The organism is Nocardia sp. NPDC049526 (assembly GCF_044465765.1).
GTDB lineage: Bacteria > Actinomycetota > Actinomycetes > Mycobacteriales > Mycobacteriaceae > Nocardia.
The window spans coordinates 18,253-37,033 of sequence record NZ_JBITMA010000018.1 but is presented as its reverse complement, the minus strand read 5'-3'; the positions used below and the strand labels follow the sequence as shown (position 1 = coordinate 37,033).

19 protein-coding genes are annotated in these 18,781 nt (G+C 65.0%); 7 read left to right on the top strand and 12 right to left on the bottom strand.

Annotated elements, in window-relative coordinates; genetic code table 11:
- Window positions 1-14 precede the first annotated feature (14 nt).
- The 9 genes from ACIBW7_RS37575 to ACIBW7_RS37535 form a co-directional block, all read right to left on the bottom strand.
- The gene (locus ACIBW7_RS37575; protein ID WP_397054947.1) at window positions 15-1,043 is read right to left on the bottom strand and encodes a hypothetical protein; all 1,029 of its coding nucleotides are present in this window, start codon (window positions 1,041-1,043) and stop codon (window positions 15-17) included.
- Between the two features lie 43 nt (window positions 1,044-1,086).
- Entirely contained in the window at window positions 1,087-1,605 is a 519-nt protein-coding gene (locus ACIBW7_RS37570) for a PspA/IM30 family protein (RefSeq protein WP_397054945.1), read from the bottom strand.
- Window positions 1,606-1,625: 20 nt separating this feature from the next.
- Window positions 1,626-2,393, bottom strand: coding sequence for an alpha/beta hydrolase (locus ACIBW7_RS37565; protein WP_397054943.1), 768 nt, complete (start codon window positions 2,391-2,393; stop codon window positions 1,626-1,628).
- A 54-nt stretch (window positions 2,394-2,447) separates the two neighbouring features.
- Entirely contained in the window at window positions 2,448-2,738 is a 291-nt protein-coding gene (locus ACIBW7_RS37560) for a DUF427 domain-containing protein (RefSeq protein WP_397054941.1), read from the bottom strand.
- Between the two features lie 244 nt (window positions 2,739-2,982).
- Window positions 2,983-3,993: an alpha/beta hydrolase gene (locus ACIBW7_RS37555; RefSeq protein ID WP_397054939.1), complete on the bottom strand. Its 1,011-nt coding sequence runs from the start codon at window positions 3,991-3,993 to the stop codon at window positions 2,983-2,985.
- Between the two features lie 287 nt (window positions 3,994-4,280).
- Entirely contained in the window at window positions 4,281-4,490 is a 210-nt protein-coding gene (locus ACIBW7_RS37550) for a DUF397 domain-containing protein (protein ID WP_397054937.1), read from the bottom strand.
- Window positions 4,487-5,404: a helix-turn-helix domain-containing protein gene (locus ACIBW7_RS37545; protein WP_397054935.1), complete on the bottom strand. Its 918-nt coding sequence runs from the start codon at window positions 5,402-5,404 to the stop codon at window positions 4,487-4,489. The genes ACIBW7_RS37550 and ACIBW7_RS37545 overlap by 4 nt, the downstream gene beginning before the upstream one ends.
- Before the next feature lie 411 nt (window positions 5,405-5,815).
- Window positions 5,816-6,202: a hypothetical protein gene (locus ACIBW7_RS37540; RefSeq protein WP_397054933.1), complete on the bottom strand. Its 387-nt coding sequence runs from the start codon at window positions 6,200-6,202 to the stop codon at window positions 5,816-5,818.
- Between the two features lie 18 nt (window positions 6,203-6,220).
- Window positions 6,221-6,754: a DUF3558 domain-containing protein gene (locus ACIBW7_RS37535; protein WP_397055134.1), complete on the bottom strand. Its 534-nt coding sequence runs from the start codon at window positions 6,752-6,754 to the stop codon at window positions 6,221-6,223.
- Window positions 6,755-7,199: 445 nt separating this feature from the next.
- On the opposite strand from ACIBW7_RS37535, the gene ACIBW7_RS37530 reads away from it, so the two are divergent.
- The 6 genes from ACIBW7_RS37530 (at window position 7,200) to ppc (ending at window position 14,974) form a co-directional block, all read left to right on the top strand.
- A complete protein-coding gene (locus tag ACIBW7_RS37530) occupies window positions 7,200-9,902 on the top strand; it encodes a nitrate- and nitrite sensing domain-containing protein (RefSeq protein WP_397054931.1) in 2,703 nt (900 codons plus the stop codon).
- Window positions 9,903-9,943: 41 nt separating this feature from the next.
- Entirely contained in the window at window positions 9,944-10,327 is a 384-nt protein-coding gene (locus ACIBW7_RS37525) for a roadblock/LC7 domain-containing protein (protein ID WP_397055132.1), read from the top strand.
- Window positions 10,328-10,362: 35 nt separating this feature from the next.
- Entirely contained in the window at window positions 10,363-10,761 is a 399-nt protein-coding gene (locus tag ACIBW7_RS37520; protein WP_397055130.1) for a DUF742 domain-containing protein, read from the top strand.
- Between the two features lie 49 nt (window positions 10,762-10,810).
- Window positions 10,811-11,365, top strand: coding sequence for a GTP-binding protein (locus tag ACIBW7_RS37515; protein WP_397055128.1), 555 nt, complete (start codon window positions 10,811-10,813; stop codon window positions 11,363-11,365).
- Window positions 11,366-11,679: 314 nt separating this feature from the next.
- On the top strand, window positions 11,680-12,099 hold the full coding sequence (locus ACIBW7_RS37510; RefSeq protein ID WP_397054929.1) for a VOC family protein: 420 nt from the start codon (window positions 11,680-11,682) through the stop codon (window positions 12,097-12,099).
- Window positions 12,100-12,202: 103 nt separating this feature from the next.
- Window positions 12,203-14,974 (top strand): phosphoenolpyruvate carboxylase, encoded by a 2,772-nt coding sequence (gene ppc / locus ACIBW7_RS37505; RefSeq protein WP_397054927.1) that lies wholly within the window; start codon window positions 12,203-12,205, stop codon window positions 14,972-14,974.
- Here the strand turns inward: ppc and ACIBW7_RS37500 are convergent, their stop codons facing one another.
- From ACIBW7_RS37500 to ACIBW7_RS37490, 3 genes are all read right to left on the bottom strand, one after another.
- On the bottom strand, window positions 14,975-15,382 hold the full coding sequence (locus tag ACIBW7_RS37500; protein ID WP_397054925.1) for a RidA family protein: 408 nt from the start codon (window positions 15,380-15,382) through the stop codon (window positions 14,975-14,977).
- A complete protein-coding gene (locus tag ACIBW7_RS37495) occupies window positions 15,379-16,149 on the bottom strand; it encodes an IclR family transcriptional regulator (protein ID WP_397054923.1) in 771 nt (256 codons plus the stop codon). Before ACIBW7_RS37495 ends, ACIBW7_RS37500 begins: the two co-directional genes overlap by 4 nt.
- A 156-nt stretch (window positions 16,150-16,305) precedes the next feature.
- Window positions 16,306-17,403, bottom strand: coding sequence for a sugar kinase (locus tag ACIBW7_RS37490; protein ID WP_397054921.1), 1,098 nt, complete (start codon window positions 17,401-17,403; stop codon window positions 16,306-16,308).
- Window positions 17,404-17,491: 88 nt separating this feature from the next.
- Here ACIBW7_RS37490 and ACIBW7_RS37485 point away from each other — a divergent pair, with 88 nt between their 5' ends.
- Window positions 17,492-18,775 carry an amino acid deaminase gene (locus tag ACIBW7_RS37485; RefSeq protein WP_397054919.1) on the top strand — a complete coding sequence of 428 codons (1,284 nt, stop codon included), beginning with the start codon at window positions 17,492-17,494 and terminating at the stop codon, window positions 18,773-18,775.
- The last annotated feature ends 6 nt before the right edge of the window (window positions 18,776-18,781 follow it).

The window sequence follows — 18,781 nt, the reverse complement described above, 5'->3', positions numbered from 1 at the left end:
GTGGGCACGTTGGATCAGCTGATGGCCTCGCCCAGGATTGTCAGCACCACATCCGAGGTGTAGAACGGCTCCAGTCGTTCGCGAATCAGCTTGCCCAACACGCCGTTTTGCTTCGCGCCCTCGATCACCGCGGGACCGTAGCGCAGGATCTCGGTGGCGATATCGTCGCCGGACAGGCCGAGTTCCGGCAGCATCGCGGCCAGTGTGTAATCGCCGTACTTGGTGAAGAAGACATCCACGCACTCGTCGACGAGCAGCCCGAAATACTCCTTCTCCCTGGTGGTGACCGCGATCTCGTAGCAGAGCAGCACCAGTTCGTTCAGATCTTTCTGGGTCAGGTAGTCCCGCAGACCGCTCACCGGCTCATCGGCGTGCAGATCCCAGAACTCCATCGCGGCATCGTGCACCGGAGCGTCGCGCAACATCTCCCGAATGGCATTGTTGGTGCGCTTGAGCGCGAATACCGCGCCCTTGCCCGCCATATCGCCGATGAAGGTGCTCTCGGTCGCCTTCTTGGCGGTCTTGGCCGCCGACTGTCCCATGGAGATCAGCGAGGAGACACCCGGAATCTTGCCCGCGATCTGCTTATTCGCGTCCATGAAATCGGAGATGAGCTTATCTACGAACTTCGAGGCGACGGTGGCGACCAGCGGGCTCTCGGTGAGCCGCTCCAGGATGCGCTCCTGCGCCTGGTGCATGCCGAAGATCTTCTCCAGCAGCGCCTCGACCGGTTCGCGTTCGACCACCTGGCCCAGCGTGTAGTCGTTGTTGGCGGCGATATTGTCGTAGATCGAGTCGGCGAATACTCCGACCATGTCCGCGATGACCGGACTGCCGCCGATCAGGTCGATGACGGTGCGAACCGTCTCCTTGGCCTGGTCGACGCCGACGATATCGCGGAAGACCAGGGTGTCGGCCACCCCGATCACCGATTCCACGTCACGGGCGACGACCTCGGTGAAGCGCTCGCCGCTCACCTCGGCCAGCAGGAATTCCACCTGAGCATCGAGTAGCCGTTCGGCGATCTCACGCGGCTCGCTCATCGAATATCACCATCACATTCGTAGTCCGTCGCGCTCGGTCAGCTTACGGATCGTTCGATTCGACGTCATTGCCGTGCAACGATTTCCGTATCTGAGCCAGACGCTCGCGCGCCGCTTTCTCGCGCGCCTCCCATTGTTCGTCGGTGCTGCGGCCCGCGGGAGTCTGCCGGTCGAGTTCGCCCATCCCCTGCGCGGTACCGAAGCGCTGCTCGACCTTATCGCGAACTGACTCGAAAGTAGGTACGCCGCCGGGCGAATATCCGCCCACCTCGGGTCCGGATGGGATACCGGTCGGCGGTACCGGTACCGCTGGTACCGGAGAAAGGCCTCCGACCTGCCCGGATGTGCCGACGCTCGGCTCTTGGTCATGCGCCTGCGGCGTTGCGGTGGTGGGACTCACAGTCCCCTCGGAACTCGCATGACCGAGTCCGGTGGCATCCACGACCGCGCTGTGCACCCACGAGAGCCGAGGCCGTCCCGCGGTCACGGTACCGAGTACCGCCAAGAGTTCGTCATCGGACAGTGCCGCGAGCCGCGCGGTGATCTCACCCAAATCGCTCATATCGCCAGGCTACGCAGCGATCAGGGGGTGAGCAGATCACCCGCCCAGGAGCGGATCAAATCCGGCCAGGAGACCCCGGTCGACATGATCAGATCGTTGTGACCCCCACCGGGAAAGACCACCAATCGCTTCGGCTCGGGCGCGGCCGCATACAGCCGCTCGGCATGTCGCAGCGGCAGGAGTTCGTCCCGGTCGCCGTGCATGATCAAGACGGGTGCGCGCAGTTTGCGGATGCGGCGCAGGCTCGGATAGGCGTCCGGGACGAACGGGCTGGGTAGGAAGGGATATACCGAGCGGGCCGCATCACGCAGTCCGGTGAACGTGGACATCAGAATCAGTCCGGTGGGCGGATGCTCGGTCGCCAGTTCGAGCAGTACGCCGCCGCCGAGCGATTTTCCGAGGTAGAGCACTCGATCCGGATCGACGCCAGGCTGTTCCAGCAGCACCCCGCGGGCCGCGTGGGCGTCGAGGTAGGTGCCGTGCTCGGTGGGGCGCCCGGTGCTTCGGCCATAGCCGCGGTAGTCGAAAGTCAGTACGTCCAAACCGATTTGGGTGAGCAGCGCGTAGATCGGCACCCGGTCGCCGATATTGCCCGCATTGCCGTGTGCGAACAGGACGTGTCCGATCGAGCGGACGGCAGGCAGCCACCAACCCTGCAGCGTCTCGCCGTCGGCCGTGCGGATGGACAATTCGGTGTAGTCCATCTCCAGGACCGACGGCGTCTGCACGATCTGCCGATCGGGCATGAAGGTCAGCGCATTGAGGATCGGACTGGCCGGATGTCGCATGCCATCGTTCTTACCCGGAACCCGCCACCTCTGCGCGCCGACTCCCCGAGCGGACTACACCTCGACGATGTCGACGCCCTTCCAGAATGCGACTCGATCGCGCACCTGCTCGGCCTCCGGCTTCGGATCCGGGTAGTACCACGCGGCATCCGGATTCTTCGCACCCTCGACCTCGACCGTGTAATAGGACGCGAGCCCCTTCCACCCGCACACGGTATGCGCATCGCTGTCCCGGAAGTACTCCGTCTTCAGCGACTCCGCCGGAAAGTAATGATTGCCCTCGACTACCACGGTGTCATCGCTCTCGGCCAACACCGTGCCGTTCCATACGGCTCGCACGCTCATCCAATCTCCCGCCGTCGCACTGGATTCCGCCGCACACAAACCACGGCTAGCGTGTGTAACCCAGCCCACAGCCCCTCTATTCCCCGGTTACGGATATCTCGCTTGTTCCGCTAGCGCGATTTTTACTACGCACGCCGATCTGCCCAGCCGATCGCCGGGCGGCGCGATAACCCGATCCAGGACTGCGATGCTGCGCATTGGTGCCGGCCGCCGGCACCCGCAGCAACCGCATGTGGGCGGCCTCTTATACGCCGAGGCCCGATTTCAGGGCCGGCCAGGATTTGGGGAGTGCGGTCTTCCAGTACGGCCACGAGTGGACGCCGACGGCGGCGTAGTCGATGGAAAGGTCGGCGCCGAAGAGTTTCATGGCGGGCGAGAGGGCGAGGGTGCAGTCGTGCGATACCTGTTCGATCTCGTTCGCCCGGAGCGGGTCGTTGGGCCACGACCAGCGATCGTCGAACGGGGCATCGTCGGGGCCGGGCACGCCGGTGCCCACGTACAGGTGGACCGGTTTGCCGCGCAGCGTGTCGAGGTGTTTGCTCGGATCGTGCGCCGCCCACTCCGGGTTGCCCGCTGTACCCCACATGTTGTCCGGGTTCCCGCCCTTCGATTCGACGACGGGGCGCACCGACAGCTGTCCGACACCGTCGGTGGAGTAGCAACCGCTGAAGGCTGCCAGGGCTCGGAACATATCGGGGTGCCGCACGGCGAGAATTGCCGCCGCTCCCGCTCCCATCGAAAGTCCGCCGACGGCGTAGACCCCGTTGCCTTTCAGTTCACGGTCGATCAGCGGCGGCAGTTCCGAGGTAAGGAAGGTCTCCCACTTCTGGTGTCCGATTTTGGGATCGTCCTGCAACCAGTCGGTGTAGTAGGTTCCGCCGCCGCCCACCGGCATCACCACATTGACCGGTTTATCGGCGAAGAACTCCTTGGCGCCGCCGCGCAGCGTCCAGGTGCTCGCCGGCTGGGATTCCGACGCACCGTTTCCGTCCAGCAGCAGCAAGGTCGGCCGGGATGCCGACTGGTTCGCGGGCACCAGCACATCGAGGTGAATGGTCCGCTTCATGGCGGGGGAGTGGACGTACATCTGCCATTGCTGCGGCGAGGTTCGCTCGATTCGCTCGACGGTGGCATCCGCGTTCGCCTCCGGTGCGACGACGAACAGCGGCGCGATCGCGACCGCTACGGCCGCGGCGACAGACGCAATCCGCCGGTAACCTCGGCGACCTCGCAAAACCGACTCGCGCAAATCCATGCTCTAAACCCAATCGACGGTTGGCCTGCATTGGAGGCCGTGACATTTCGCGTCGACAATGCCATGAAACCGACACCGTTGAATTCCCACCGGCGGTGAACAAGTCAGGTCGCGGACTGCGGCAGCGCTGAGTAGCCGTTCGAACATCATAGTGTTCGGCAATCGGTCGGCAACGCAAACGGGCTGTGCTGCAACCGGATTCGTCGGATGTCTCGACGTCCGATAATGACATAGCCCCGGTTCGTTGTGTCGAACCGAGGCTGGTGAACCGCTTTCAGAGGGTGCCGCTAGGAGGGACGGTTGAACTCGCCGTTCTGAATGCCGGCGGTGAAGGCGTCCCACTCGGTGGGAGTGAAGACGAGCGCAGGGCCGGTCGGGTTCTTCGAGTCACGCACGCCGACCCTGCCCTTGTCGAGGTATGCGACCTCGATGCAATCCGATCCGCTTGTGCTGCGGCTGCTCTTGAACCATCTGGCTTCGGACGGGGCGATGTTCACTCTGCATACTCCTTCGCGATCGCCTCGACGAGGCGTCGAGTGTCGTGCTCGCTCAACGCTACGCGCTGGATAGAGGAGCATGCCGTCCGATAGCGCGCGGTCTCGCTGGGCTTGTCCAGGAACAGCATGCCAGTGAAGCCCTCCACGTAGACAACGGGTGGCTCGGTGAGGGCCGGATTCAAATGCTCGGGAAACTCCAGATACACGAAATCCTTTGCGACCAGTCCCAGGTGATTGGGCGCATTGAACGGGACGACCCGAATCGACACATTCGGCAGCTTGCCGATCTCGATAAGCTGGCTCAGCTGACCGGCCATGACCTCGGTGCTCCCGACGCGTTGACGCAACACGGACTCGCTCAGCAGTGCTTCGAATGTAAAATTCTCCGAATCGTGAAGACGCTCTTGACGCTTCGCGACCATATCGATATCACGTTCGATGTCCACCGGTTCGCCCTCCGCCTCCCATACGGCGCGCCGGTAATCCGACGTTTGCAGCAGACCGGGCACTAGAGTCGACTGCCGCGAGATGGCTCGGCTGGCGGATTGCTCTAGTCCGACGAACATTTCGCGATCTGGGATGATGGCGTCGGCGTAAGACTGCCACCAACCATCTTTCCGGGACTCCTGGGCGAGCCACAGCAGTGCCCCTCGATCGTCGTCATTGGCTCGATAAAGGTCGCACAGCGCATTGACGACCATTTTCTTGACTTCACTGCAACGCCCAGATTCCAAGCGCCACAGCGTTTGCGAGCCCATCTCGCATTCTTGGGCGGCCCGCGCTCGGCTCAGGCTGCGCTTCTCGCGCAGATCCCGCAGCCGTCGTCCGAGCACGCGACGCGGCAGAGTCGTGTAGTTCGATTCGGTCGACAAAGTAATGCCACCCACCCTTTCGTTAGCGTTACTCACGGTCATGTCAAGCTAGATGGAATAGTCAGCCTGTTCGGAACGAATTCGATTCGGGCTGAATCGAATTGGAGCGCCCCCACCGTACCCGCTTTGGTGTTTTACTGGCTATGCGCCAGACAGTCGGGTCGGCCGACCATTCGCTTCCGCTCAACCACCCCTTGCGGTGCCGAATTCGCAACGCCGCACCCGGCCATCTGGCGTTTCAAAAACCCGCCGTCGCAATATCTTTCGGAGGTATCCAGTGCCGTGCTCGACAGCATCGATCGCAACACGGCGCGTCTGGTTCGAGGACGACCGCGATCGGGAGCGTAAGCCCAGGTTGGGATACGGTGCGGCTCAAGGCTGGGCGAAAGTGATTACGCCCCAGGAGTATTCAGGGGGCTATGATCGATGACAAGAGAGCGGCGGGCCTGTGGTTCAGCTGCCCGTTGATTCCGTGTTGGTATTGAAGTGAATCGAGTTGGTGACGTCTTGTCCGGTAATGCGTTTGATCGATAGGGCCATTATTTGACCCATGTCTTTGACGACCTCGATGTGTTCGCGGATGATCGCGTCGATCGAGTTGTTTTCGCCGGTGGCTTGGCCCTTGAACATCTTGACCAGATCGTCGGCCATGCGGAAATCGCCGAAGCCGGATACGTTTTGGGCGTTTACCGACAAATTGAGCATGTCGTTCAGGTCTTCTAGACGTTTGTCGCATGCGGCTAGACACTGCTTAGCCGCCTCTTCGCTGTCCAGATAGAGCTCTCCAGACCGCGCCTGCGCGGCGAAACGTGTCCACTGCGCGAGTTCAGCATCGCTCATGGCATACCCCCTCCTCGATTACTGCGGTAGGACCGGCACGATCACGCCACCGATCCGGTAGAGCTCCTTGCACGGGTCCTCGGGGTTGTCCAAGGACGCCTTGTTCAGGACCCGAAGCTGGAGGACGCCCTGAGCCGCAGGAAAGAGGACATCGCAGCCCAGGTCCTTGGAAGCGCCGGCGACCTTGAACTGCCGGCCCTTGCGCCCTGCGACCGTGACATCCTGGAAGTCGACGTTGCCTTCTTTGTGCTCGAACTCCGCGACGGTGCGTCCGGTCGAGAAGACGGTGACGTAGTACTTCGGCCCTTTCCAGTTGCAGATTTCCCAACCCGACTGATGAACGCCCGCGATCCCACTTTCCTTGGTCGCCGGGTCCACGCCCGCGGCGGTAAGCGCACCATCCGGGATCCCAGTGCACGGATCGAACAGCTGCACCGACGCGGCGCTCGTCGAACTGCTCGCACTCGGACTACCGCTCGTCGAACTCCCGCACGCGACCAACCCCGGCAGGACAGCCGCCGCGAGCAGCATCAACTTCCAACGGTGCGCCATCCCCACCCTCTCCACCTGCGACTATCTGAAGATCTTGACCTTATCAAACGGTATTCCCGGTATTGGTGGTCGCGATGGAGGCGTGCTCCGAGGATTCGGTGCAGAATCACGCACACCGATTCCTCGGCGTGGCCGCGTGCGACGGCCGTCACGTCACACTGTCTCGCGGTGCGGTGTGAGCGGATCGATACCGCGAAAACGCTGGATTACCAGCGTGTATACAAATGCGTCCGATGTCCGTTTTGTCCGGGTTTCGCATTGACAGTGCCATACCCCTGGAGCAGGCTGCTGCGTGACTTTCCGTGCGCTCGGGGTGGAGCGGTCACGGCATGGCCGTCGGAGGAGCAGGGTGGTGCGTTTACGTCAAAGGTCGGAAAAATCCGGTGGCACACCGGATATGACTGCCGATCCCGGAAGTGAACGCCAGGTTGCCGGGAACAGAATAGTGCGACCGCGCACGATTCGGGGGCAGTTGGCCCGAATCCTCGTCGTCTCATTGGCTTTGGTGCTGGGGCTGCTCGGCGTGACGGTCGCCCGGGAAGTCAAGGCGTTCCGTGAGAGCGGTGACACTGTGCACGCGGTTTCGCTCGCGCTGGCCGTACAAGATCTGGTGCAGGAGGCGCAGCGCGAACGCGGGCTCAGCAATGGCCTGCTCGGCGGCGATACCCGCTTAGTTCAAACCGTGTCCGATCAGCGGGTCGAGACCGATCGGGCCATGCGCGCACTCGAGGCGGCGGCGGCCGGGAATGCGCCCGGCGCGGCCCAGGTGCGCTCGGCGCTCGGACAATTCGACGCGCTCGACGCGACCCGCGCGCAGGTCGACGCCCACCGCACCAGCAGGCAGGCTGCCTTTCAGTTCTATACCGACGGCATCTCCGCGCTGAATCGTCTGACGCTCGGGCTCGATCAGGCGCGCGACGCGCAGGTTCGGCACGGCCTAGAGGCGCTGTATGCACTCGGGGAGGCCAAGGAGCAGACGGCCAAAGAGCGCGGATTCCTCAACGGCGTCTTCGCGGCCGATGAATTCCGCAATGGCGAGTATGTCGAGTTCCTCGATATCCGCGCCGCCAAGATGGCCGGACTGACCGCCTTCGCGCGCGACGCGACCGCGGCACAGCAGGACCGACTCGATGCGGCGCTGCGGAGTGAAAATGCCGTCAGGGCAGGCGAATCGGAGCGAATCGCGATCGCGTCGAGCAGCGGTCCGCTGGTGCGTTCGGTGGATCCGAGTATCTGGTGGGCGCAGATGACGGCACTCATCGATGAGCAGCGCAAGGTGCAGCAGGCAGTCGGTGAGGATGTGCAGCGGCGCGCGGAGGCGCTGCGCAAGGATGCGTTCCTGACGCTCGGCGGCTTCCTGCTCGCGGCGCTGATCGCCATCACCGCCGAGATGGCATTGGTCTTCGCCAGTGTGCGCGCCATCGTGCGTCCGCTCGCCGCACTGGCGGCAGAGGCCGATGATGTCGCCAATCACCGGCTGCCCGAGGTGATCGCGGCCTGGCAGGCATCCGATGACGCGCAACCGGATCCGCCCGCCCCGGTGCGGACGCCGCGCGGTGCGAGTGCCGAAATCGCCGCCGTAGCGGGGGCATTGGACGGTGTGCAGACCACCGCCTTCGAATTGGCTTCGGCGCAGGCGCTGGTCCGTCGCAATACCACCGAATCGATGGCGAATCTGGCGCGGCGCAACCAGAATCTGGTGCGTCGCCAGCTCGGCCTGATCAGTGAATTCGAACGCGAGGAACTCGACCCCAAGGCACTGTCCAATCTGTTCGAGCTCGATCACCTCGCCACTCGCATGCGGCGCAATGCCGAAAGTCTGCTGGTGCTGGTCGGTTCGGCGAGTCCGCGGCGCTGGGCCGAACCGATCGCGCTCACCGATGTGATCCGGGCCGGATTGTCGGAAGTCGACGACTATCGCCGGGTGGTGCTGCGGCGGGTGGACGATATCGCCGTGACCGGCGCGGTGGTCAGCGAACTCGCACACATGCTCGCCGAGCTGATCGAGAACGGATTGGCCTTCTCCCCGCCGGATATGGAGGTGGAGATCTACGGGCGCAAGCTGCCGAATGGATATCTGATTGCCGTGGTGGATCACGGTGTCGGGATGCCGGTGGACCAGTTGGCGGAGGCAAACGCCCGGCTGCGCGGGGAGACCGATTTCATTGTCGCTTCGACGCGGTATCTGGGGCACTACGTGGTCGGTCGGTTGGCGCGGCGGCTCGGGATCGATGTCGAGTTGAATGTGTCGCCGGTCAGCGGGATCGTCGCGCGGTTGCTGTTGCCCGTGGGAATGATTGCGGGAGAGAAGGATCGGCGTGCACCCACGGCGGGGGACCGGGGCGAGGCGGCTTCGGGGCCTGCTGGCGCGGTGCCGGTTGCGCACGGGCATATCGACTCGGCCGCGGCCGGGCTTGTCGGTGCTCCCGGGGGATCCGTTGCGGGCGTCGCGCCTCGTCGACCGAGGACCGGTGGACCCGCGCATTCACGACCGGGATTCGCGTCGCGGATACCGGGACCCGCGCCGCTCGCCCACTTCGTTTCCACGCCGGTCGATTCCGGCGACGGTGTCGCATCCACCGGAGCCGGGGGCGATGGAGCCGTACCAAGGGGCGACAGGGCCGCGTCCGGGGTCAATGGATCGCTGACGGGTCTGCCCAGAGCTGATGGAACAGGCAGCGAGGGTGTCGGCGGATCTCTGAGCGGCTTGCCAGCTGTCAGCGGATCCCTGACCGATCGCCCGACCGACTTCGTACCCGCGACCGATGCGTCCCAGCCACCCGTCCCGTCCTCGGCGAACGGTTCGTTGTGGCAGATTCCCGAAATGGAGACGGCGGCAGCGGAATTCGATGCCGCGCCCGCCGCTGTGCAGCGAACCAAGAACGGGTTGGTCAAGCGCAACAAGGGAGCACGCGCAGCTGATATCGGAAGCGACAGCGCACCAAGGGCTCTGACCCCGAAGCCGCCCAGCGCTCCGGTTGTGCAACGCTCACCCGCCGAAATCCGCAGCATGCTCTCGTCGTTCCGAGCCGGACACGAGCGCGGCGTTTCGAGTGCACCGCAGCCGTTGCCTTCCGAGAACATCCCGCGCGCCACGGATTTGGCGCAAACCTCGGCTTCGTCCACTACCGCAGAGGAGATTCGGTGACGACCCACGTACAGACAGCGGACCCGCACACCTTCAACTGGATGCTGGCCAACTTCGTCCGCAATACCGACGGCGTCCGCGACACCGTCGCCGTCTCCTCCGACGGTCTGCTCATCGCCATGTCCGAGGGGCTGGACCGCACCGGTGCCGATCGACTCGCCGCCATGGTGTCCGGTCTGTCCAGCTTGGCCCGAAGTGCTTCGCGTAGTTACGCATTCGATGGTTTGAAGCTGATCATGATCGAAATGAAGCGCGGTTTCCTACTGGTCTCCGCGCTCGGTGATGGCAGCTGCCTCGGCGTCATCGCCGACGGCGGTTGCGATGTCGGTCTGGTCGGCTACGAGATGGCGGTGCTGGCCGAACGCGCCGGTGCGCTGCTCGATCCGGGGCTGATCTCGGAATTGCGAGAGTCGTTGCGCAGATGAGAGATCCAGACCGGCCGCGGCTGCCAGACCCGCGGATGATCCCGGTGCACCAATCGTTCGGATGGTTCGGAGCGAATCAGCCGCCGAGGCGCAGTCCGGCCGGCCAGGTCCACGACGACCGCTTTGTGCGCCCCTTCGTCGTTACGGCCGGACGCACGACGCCGTTGATCGACGGGCTGCGCATCGAGACACTGGTGCGGGCAACACCGGCCGCGCTGTCGGCGCCGCTGCACTTCGAACAGCGCACCGTCGTTCGGCTGTGCCAGCAACCGCACTCCATCGCCGAAATCGGGACGGCGCTGCATGTTCCGGTCGGTGTCGCGAAGGTGATCGTCAGCGATCTCGCGGCCGCCGGCCATGTTTCGGTTCGGGACGCCCCCGAACTTTCCACCGCAGCCATCGAGAGGATCAGGGACCTTGTACGGGCACTCTGAATATCGGACACCACCGGCCGAGCGGCCGATGCCGTCTTCGGTCAAGATCGTGATCAGCGGCGGATTCGGTGTCGGCAAAACAACTTTCATCGGTGCGATCTCCGAGATCGAACCGCTGGAGACCGAGGCGGCAATGACCGAGGTCGCCATCGGCGTGGACGATCCCGGTCGACGCGCGGACAAGACCGAGACCACCGTCGCACTCGACTTCGGCCGCATCACCCTGGACAGCTCGCTGATCCTCTACCTCTTCGGCACCCCGGGCCAGGACCGCTTCGTATTCCTCTGGGACGACCTGGTCGACGGCGCACTCGGCGCGGTCATCGTGGTGGACACCGGCCGAGTCGAGGACTGCTACCCGGTGCTGGACTACTTCGAAGAGCACAACACTCCATTCGTGGTGGTGGTCAACCGTTTCGAACAGGCGGAGCACTTCGAACTCGACGAGGTGCGCGAGGCCCTCGAACTCGACGACTGGATCCCGATCCTGGAATGTGATGCACGAAAACGGGATTCGGTCAAGGAAGTGCTCGTCGCGCTACTCGAACAGGTGCTCGTCCAGCGCCTGTCCACACCCCAACTACACACCCGCGAGGTCGTCTGACCACGTAGCGCGGCGCCCGTGGGCTAGCCCACGTCGATCTGCCGCCGCTCGATCCGATATCGCGAACTCGGAGACGGAGGTCAACGCCGAGGCCGCGCGGGCGGGTCCGCTGCTATGCCCCGCGACACGGCTCGCCGATAGCACCGAACGCCGCCGCGAAGCGTGTGTCGCGGCGGCAACCGCCCCTGCGCCGACTCGTCGGCGCACCTCTTGTGGAAGCCGCACACTCGGTACACGGGCGGGGGATCACCGATGAATTCGGGACGCACTCGCCGTCTTTGCTGGTGATACCGCTCGACACCAGGAGATATCAAATGAGCAACGGCAAGGATTTCACTCTCACCCACGTCGCGGTGCTGGTCGGCGACCAGGACAAGGCGCTGGAGTTCTACTGCGATGTCATCGGCTTCGAGGTCCGCCAGGATATGCCGTTTCCGGGCGGTCGCTGGCTGACCGTCGGACCGGCGTCCCAGCCGGGTATCGAATTCATCCTGGAGAATCCGGAGATGAACCCGAACGAGGCCGCTCGCGCGGCCGCCGAGGCCCGGCTGGCCAACGGTGCGCAGGGCACCCTGATCTTCACCACCGAGGCCGTCGACGACACCTTCGCCCGGCTGCGCGCCGCTGGTGTCGATGTCGATCAGGAGCCGATCACCCAGCCGTACGGCGTCCGCGACTGCGGTTTCCGCGATCCGTGGGGCAACCACCTGCGGTTCTCCCAGCTGCTCGGATGATTCGCCGCACTCGCCGATGCCGAGGCCCATCGGCATCGGCACGAACCGCTCCGAGGCGAATGTCACCGCCAATGGTGTGGCACCGGGCACTAGGGTCGAAATCATGACCCAAGCGCGGATCGAGACCGAACAGGACGCGACCCGGCCACTGCGCGACGACATCCGCTTCCTGGGCGGCGTCCTCGGCGACACCATCCGCGATCACGAGGGCCCCGAGGTCTTCGACCTGATCGAGCGGGTGCGGATCGAGGCGTTCCGGGTGCGGCGCGAGGAGGTCGAGCGCAGCGCGGTGGCGGAGATGCTGGACGGCGTCGAGATAGCGGTCGCGCTGCCGCTGATCCGCGCGTTCACCTATTTCGTGCTGCTGGCGAATCTGGCCGAGGATATCCAGCGCGATCGCCGGCGCACGGCGCATGAGGCGGCGGGGGAGCCGCCGCAGGATTCCTCACTGGCGGCGACCTACCGCAAACTGGACGCGGCGGCCCTCGACGGCGCCGAGGTCGCCGATCTGCTCGCCGACGCCCTGGTATCGCCGGTGATCACCGCACATCCGACCGAAACCCGGCGCCGCACCGTCTTCGATGTGCAGACCCGCATCACCGAGTTGATGCGATTGCGGCAGCGCTACACCGAAACCGAGCGGGCCCGTGCGGACCTGGAGCTGCGGATCCGCCGGCAGGTGCTCTCGCTGTGGCGCACGGCACTGATTCGATTGCAGCGCTTGCGGATTCAGGACGAGATCGCGGTCGGACTGCGCTACTACGACATCACGCTGTTCGACGTTATCCCGGCGATCAATGCGGAGGTACGGGCGGCGCTGCGGTCCCGATGGCCGGGCGCGGAATTGCTGCCGCGGCCGATCCTGCGCCCTGGCTCGTGGATCGGCGGCGATCGTGACGGAAACCCTTATGTGACAGCAGATGTCGTGCGTCAGGCGGCATCGCAGGCGTCGGCGGTGGCGTTCGGGCGGTATCTGCACGAGCTGGTGGAGCTGGAGAAGTCGCTGTCGCAATCGGCGCGGCTGGTGCTGGTGACACCCGAGGTTGCCGAACTGGCCGAGGCGGGTTATCCGGATCCCGCGACGCATTCGGATGAGCCGTATCGCCGTGCACTGCACCGGATTCGGGCGCGCCTGTCGGCGTCGGCACTTGCCGCGCTCGGCGAATTGCCCGCGGATGGGCTGGATCTGGGTGCACCGGCGTACGCGACCCCGCAGGCGGTACTCGACGACCTGGACGCCGTGGACGTCTCGATGCGGGCCAGCGGGGACGGTCTGCTCGCCGACGACCGGCTGGCCGCCCTGCGACATGCCGTCGAGACGTTCGGATTTCATCTGCAGGGTCTGGATATGCGGCAGAACTCGGAGGTGCACGAACAGGTCGTCACCGAGCTGCTGGCCTGGGCGGGTGTACATCAGGACTACGCGAGTCTCGCCGAGCCGGAGCGCGTGGAATTGCTCGCCGCCGAGTTGCTGACCCGCCGTCCGCTGCTCGGCCCGCATGCGCGGCTCAGTGAACTCGCCGCAAAGGAACTCGATATCGTCCGTGCCGCACGGGATGTCGTCGTTACCTTCGGCGTCGAGGCGGTTCCCAACTACATCATCAGCATGTGCACCTCGGTAAGCGACATGCTGGAGGCGGCGCTGCTGTTGAAGGAGGGCGGGCTGCTCGATCCCGGTGAGCCCGATGGGCCGCCGAGCTGCCCGGTGAATATCGTCCCGCTGTTCGAGACCATCGAGGATCTGGGTGCCGGCGCGGCGACCCTGTCCGCGGTGCTGGATGTCCCGGTGTATCGAGAGCTGGTGGTCGCCAAGGGAATGCGGCAGGAGGTAATGCTCGGATACTCCGATTCCAATAAGGACGGTGGGTATCTGGCCGCCAATTGGGCGCTCTACCGGGCGGAGCTGGATCTGGTGGAGGTGGCGCGCAAGACCGGAATTCGCTTGCGGCTCTTCCACGGTCGCGGTGGCACGGTCGGTCGTGGTGGTGGGCGCAGCTATGACGCCATTCTCGCCCAGCCCGTCGGCGCCGTGCGGGGTTCGCTGCGGTTGACCGAGCAGGGTGAGGTGATCGCGGCCAAGTACGCGGAATCCGGTGCGGCGCATCGCAATCTGGAGTCGTTGATCGCGGGCACGCTGGAATCGACGCTGCTCGATGTGGAGGGGCTCGGTCCCGATGCCGAGCCGTCCTATGACCTCATGGACGATCTGGCGGCGCGCGCCCGTGCGGCCTATGCGCGGCTCGTACACGAAACACCCGGATTCGTGGAGTATTTCCGGCAGTCCACACCGGTCGCCGAGGTCGGCGATCTGAATATCGGCAGTCGCCCCGCCTCCCGCAAGCCGACGAATTCGGTGAGCGATCTGCGGGCCATTCCGTGGGTGATGTCGTGGAGTCAGGCCCGCGTCATGCTGCCGGGCTGGTACGGGACCGGTGCGGCGTTGGAGGAGTGGGTCGGCGGCGATCCCAACCGCTTGGCGATTCTGTCGGACCTCTATCGCCGCTGGCCGTTCTTCCGGACGGTGCTGTCGAATCTGGCCCAGGTCATGGCCAAGAGCGATCTGGATATCGCGGCCAGGTACGCCGAACTCGTCGACGACGTGGCCCTGCGCGAGCACATCTTCGGGATGATCCGCGACGAGCACGCCCGCACCATCCGCATGCATGCCGCGATCACCGGCAATGATCACCTGCTCGCCGACAACCCGTCACTGGCGGAGTCGATCCACAACCGCTTCCCGTATCTGGAGCCGCTGAACCAGATGCAGGTCGAGTTGCTGCGACGGCTGCGGGCGGGCGACGATTCCGAACTCGTCAAACGCGGCATCCTGCTGACCATGAACGGACTCGCCACCGCGCTGCGCAACTCCGGCTAGTTACGCCGACACGATGGCGACCGCATCGATCTCCACCAGCATTTCCTCCCGCGGCAGGCCGGTGAATACTGTTGTGCGGCTCGGCAATACGTCGCCGTTGGTGTTGGCGGTGACGAACTCGCCGTATGCGTCGTTCATGACGGCGAAGTCCTCGCGCTTGGTCAGGTAGACGCGCAGCATCACCACATCGTCGAAGGTGGCGCCGCTCGCCTCGACGATCGCCTTGACATTCTGCAGCGTCCGAATCGTCTGGGCGGCAACGTCACCGGGGAAAAGGTATTCATTGGTCGCCGGGTCTACCGGACCCTGGCCCGAGACCTGCACGAACGGGCCCTTGCGCACGCCCTGGGAGAAGGTGTGCGCGGGTGCGGGAGCCTCGGTGGTGCGGACAGCGATCTTCTCACTCATGACTGGCCTTTCATGGGGGCGCGGCCGGGAGTCCAGCCGAGTTCGGCGGAAATGGCATCGGCCGCCGCGCGGACCCGCGGCAGTTCGGCCAACACCTGGTCGTGGTCGAGCAGCATGTCCGGCACCGACATCGAGACCGCGGCGACCACCGTCCCGGTGCCATTGCGCACCGGGACGCCGATGCAGTTGACGAAGCTCTCGTGTTCCTCGTGATCTTCCGCATAGCCCTGTGCCGCAACGAGTTCCAGCTCCGCCAGATAGCGCTCCGGGGTGCCGATGGTGCGGTCGGTGAATTTGCGGTAATCGAGGCGCTCGGCGATCGTTCGCCAGTCCGTGCGCGGCTGTGCGGCGACGAGCACCTTCCCGACCGCCGTGCAGTGCAGCGGGGCGGGCCGGCCGATGCGGGAATACATTCGCACGCTCTGGATCGCGTCGAATTTGTCGATGTAGATGGCGTCGCCGGATTCGTAGGTGGCGAGGTGAATCGTCTGTCCCGTAGCGGAATTCAGTGCGCCCAGATGTGGGCGGGCGAGGGTGCGAACATCACGCTGTTCCAAGGCGCGGTTGGCGAGTTCGAAAATCCGGGAGCCGAGGACGTATTGGTGCTGGCTGTCATGGGTGACGAAGCGCTGCGATTCCATGGTCTGCAGCAGTCGCAGCACCGTCGACTTGTGCACGCCGAGTTCACCGGCCAGCTGATCGAGCGAGCGCGCATCCTCCCCGAGCGACAGCAGGATGGTCAGGGCACGCAACAAACTCTGGCTCATGCCTGCGCCTCGCTGACGCTCGGCTCCGGCACGAGCGAGTGCTCGGCTGTGTCTATTGTTCGCTCGCTACGCTCGCTCATGCCTGCGCCTCGCTGACGCTCGGCTCCGGCACGAGCGAGTGCTCGGCTGTGTCTATTGTTCACTCGCTACGCTCGCTCATGACGCCACATTCTCTGCTACGACATCTCTGCTGTAATGCACACGCCCCCAGGCGGACTCGTCGAGCATCGCCAATGCTTCCAGCGCACCGGGTGAAGGCAGTTCCGCGACATCGCCGGTGCCGGTCAGCGCGGCGGCGGCACACAGATGCCCGAAGCGCAGTCGCTGCTCGAGCGGGCGTCCGTGTAGCAGGGCGGCCAGATATCCGCCCGCGAAGGCATCACCGGCACCGATTCGCTCGGTGATCTCGAGTTCCAGCGCGGGCACTTCGACGCGCTCGGTTCCGGAGAATCCGGTCACCGAATGCTCATTGTTCTTGACCACCAAGTGTTCTGGCTCCGGGAACAGTGCGCGCAATCGATCGGCATCGTCGGTGCCGAAGACCGCATCCGCCTCGTCGGCGCCCAGGAACACCACATCGCAGCCGCGTACATGACGAGCCAGCACCTCGGCAGCCTGCTCGACACGCCCCGCCCACAGCGCCGGACGGTAATTCAGATCGAAGCTGACCAGCTTGCCGCGGCGGGGAAGTACGACGAGGGTTTCCGTGAGGCGGGTCGCGGATGCCGAGAGCGCGGTGGTTATTCCGGTGAAGTGCACGAGATCGGTGCGTTCGAGCAGTCCGGCCGCCGCCGCCAGATCGGCGGTGGACAGTGCGCTGGCAGCGGAGCCGGTGCGGTAGTACAGCATGCGGCTGGCTCCATCGGCCAGATCGGTCGCCTTACCCGAGCCGCTGCCGCGCTCCTTCACATAGACGGCGGTCGGGCGTGCGGGATCGGTGACAACCGCCGACACATCCACGCCGCGTGCCGCGAGGTGTCCGGTGAGATAACGGCCGAATCCGTCATCGCCGACCCGGGAAATCCACGCGGCGTCCACATCGAGCTGAGTGAGCACGGTGGCCACATTCGCCTCGGCGCCGCCCGCGGTTCGCTCGAAGTTCTCCGAATCCTCCAGCGGACCGGGACGCGCCACCAGCACGGCGAGCCCCTCACCGATGGTCACCGCCCGCGGGCGGGGCGACGTAGTAGGCCACGTCACATCGATCTCCCTTCTGCCCTTGCGGCCCTCGGCCATCCAGTGCAGAATAACCACACAAAACACGATGCGCAACAAGCGTTGCAAAATATGCAATGCAGCGAAGGTATGATTCGGCGGACACGATTCCGCGGGAAGGAGCGTCATGGCTATCGATGAGAAAGCCGTTGCCGCACTGGCGGATCGGATGCTCGGGCCCGAGCACAAGGGTCTGCCACCCGCGGCATGGGGCCGCACGGTTCGCGACTTCCTGGACTCCGCGCCGCACCTCGACGAGTTCGAAACCCCGGTATTGACCGTCGACCGTGCGGCCGTCGCGGCGAATGTCGCGGTAATGGCGGATTGGGCGGCGGCCGCGGGTGTGCGCCTGGCGCCGCACGGGAAGACCACCATGGCCCCGCAGCTGTGGGCGCAGCAGTTGGCCGCCGGGTGCTGGGGGATCACCTTCGCCACCGTGTGGCAGGTGCAGGTGGCCCGGTCGTTCGGAGTCGGGCGGATCGTGCTGGCCAATGCACTCGTCGATCCGGTCGGATTGCGCTGGGTCGCCGCGGAATCCGCGCGGGATCCGGAGTTCGAATTCTATTGCTGGGTCGACAGTGTCGAGACCGTCGCGCTGATGGAGCAGCACCTGACAGGTGATGTGCGCATTCGGGTGATCGTCGAACTCGGTGGGCCGCACGGGCGTACGGGCGCGCGCACGGTCGAGCAGGCGCATGCGATTGCCGAGGCGGTCGGCCGCGCCGAACGACTGACCCTGGCCGGAGTCGGCGGTTATGAGGGTGCGCTCGCGCACGATCGCACCCCGGACGGGATCGCCGCCGTCCGGCACTATCTGGACGAAATCGCCCGCCTACACCGCGAACTCGCCGCAGCCGGACGCTATCCGGAAGACGCGATCGTCACCGCGGGCGGCAGCGCCTTCCCCGATCTGGTCGTCGAATGTCTGGCCGGACTCGCCGATGAGCAAGGTGTTCCGACCGCAGTGGTACTGCGCTCCGGTGCGTACATCATTCACGACGACGGCTTCTACGCGGGCATTTCGCCGCTGGCCGCGCCACGCAGCGAGCGCCCGCTGCGCTCGGCGATGCACGGGTGGGCGCGGACGGTTTCGCGACCCGAGGCAGAGCTCGCGCTGCTGGATGCCGGTAAGCGCGATCTGCCATTCGATGAGGGGCTTCCGGTCCCGCAATTCGTTGCGGGACCGGAAGATTCATTGAATCCGGCGGCACATGTCAGTGCGCTGAATGATCAGCACACTTTCCTGCGGCTGCCGGGCAGCGCGGCCGGTGATCTGCCGGTCGGCAGCGTGGTGCGGCTCGGCCTGTCGCATCCGTGCACCGCATTCGACAAGTGGCGGTTGATCCCGGTCGTCGATGACGCCGACGCGGAACGGCCACGCGTCGTCGACCTCGTCCACACCTTCTTCTGACGAGCG

Coding starts and splice junctions, on each gene's coding strand:
- ACIBW7_RS37575 (WP_397054947.1), bottom strand. CDS start 1,043: ATGAGCGAGCCGCGTGAGATCGCCGAACGGCTACTCGATGCTCAGGTG.
- ACIBW7_RS37570 (WP_397054945.1), bottom strand. CDS start 1,605: ATGAGCGATTTGGGTGAGATCACCGCGCGGCTCGCGGCACTGTCCGAT.
- ACIBW7_RS37565 (WP_397054943.1), bottom strand. CDS start 2,393: ATGCGACATCCGGCCAGTCCGATCCTCAATGCGCTGACCTTCATGCCC.
- ACIBW7_RS37560 (WP_397054941.1), bottom strand. CDS start 2,738: ATGAGCGTGCGAGCCGTATGGAACGGCACGGTGTTGGCCGAGAGCGAT.
- ACIBW7_RS37555 (WP_397054939.1), bottom strand. CDS start 3,993: ATGGATTTGCGCGAGTCGGTTTTGCGAGGTCGCCGAGGTTACCGGCGG.
- ACIBW7_RS37545 (WP_397054935.1), bottom strand. CDS start 5,404: ATGACCGTGAGTAACGCTAACGAAAGGGTGGGTGGCATTACTTTGTCG.
- ACIBW7_RS37540 (WP_397054933.1), bottom strand. CDS start 6,202: ATGAGCGATGCTGAACTCGCGCAGTGGACACGTTTCGCCGCGCAGGCG.
- ACIBW7_RS37535 (WP_397055134.1), bottom strand. CDS start 6,754: ATGGCGCACCGTTGGAAGTTGATGCTGCTCGCGGCGGCTGTCCTGCCG.
- ACIBW7_RS37525 (WP_397055132.1), top strand. CDS start 9,944: ATGCTGGCCAACTTCGTCCGCAATACCGACGGCGTCCGCGACACCGTC.
- ACIBW7_RS37520 (WP_397055130.1), top strand. CDS start 10,363: ATGATCCCGGTGCACCAATCGTTCGGATGGTTCGGAGCGAATCAGCCG.
- ACIBW7_RS37510 (WP_397054929.1), top strand. CDS start 11,680: ATGAGCAACGGCAAGGATTTCACTCTCACCCACGTCGCGGTGCTGGTC.
- ppc (WP_397054927.1), top strand. CDS start 12,203: ATGACCCAAGCGCGGATCGAGACCGAACAGGACGCGACCCGGCCACTG.
- ACIBW7_RS37500 (WP_397054925.1), bottom strand. CDS start 15,382: ATGAGTGAGAAGATCGCTGTCCGCACCACCGAGGCTCCCGCACCCGCG.
- ACIBW7_RS37495 (WP_397054923.1), bottom strand. CDS start 16,149: ATGAGCCAGAGTTTGTTGCGTGCCCTGACCATCCTGCTGTCGCTCGGG.
- ACIBW7_RS37485 (WP_397054919.1), top strand. CDS start 17,492: ATGGCTATCGATGAGAAAGCCGTTGCCGCACTGGCGGATCGGATGCTC.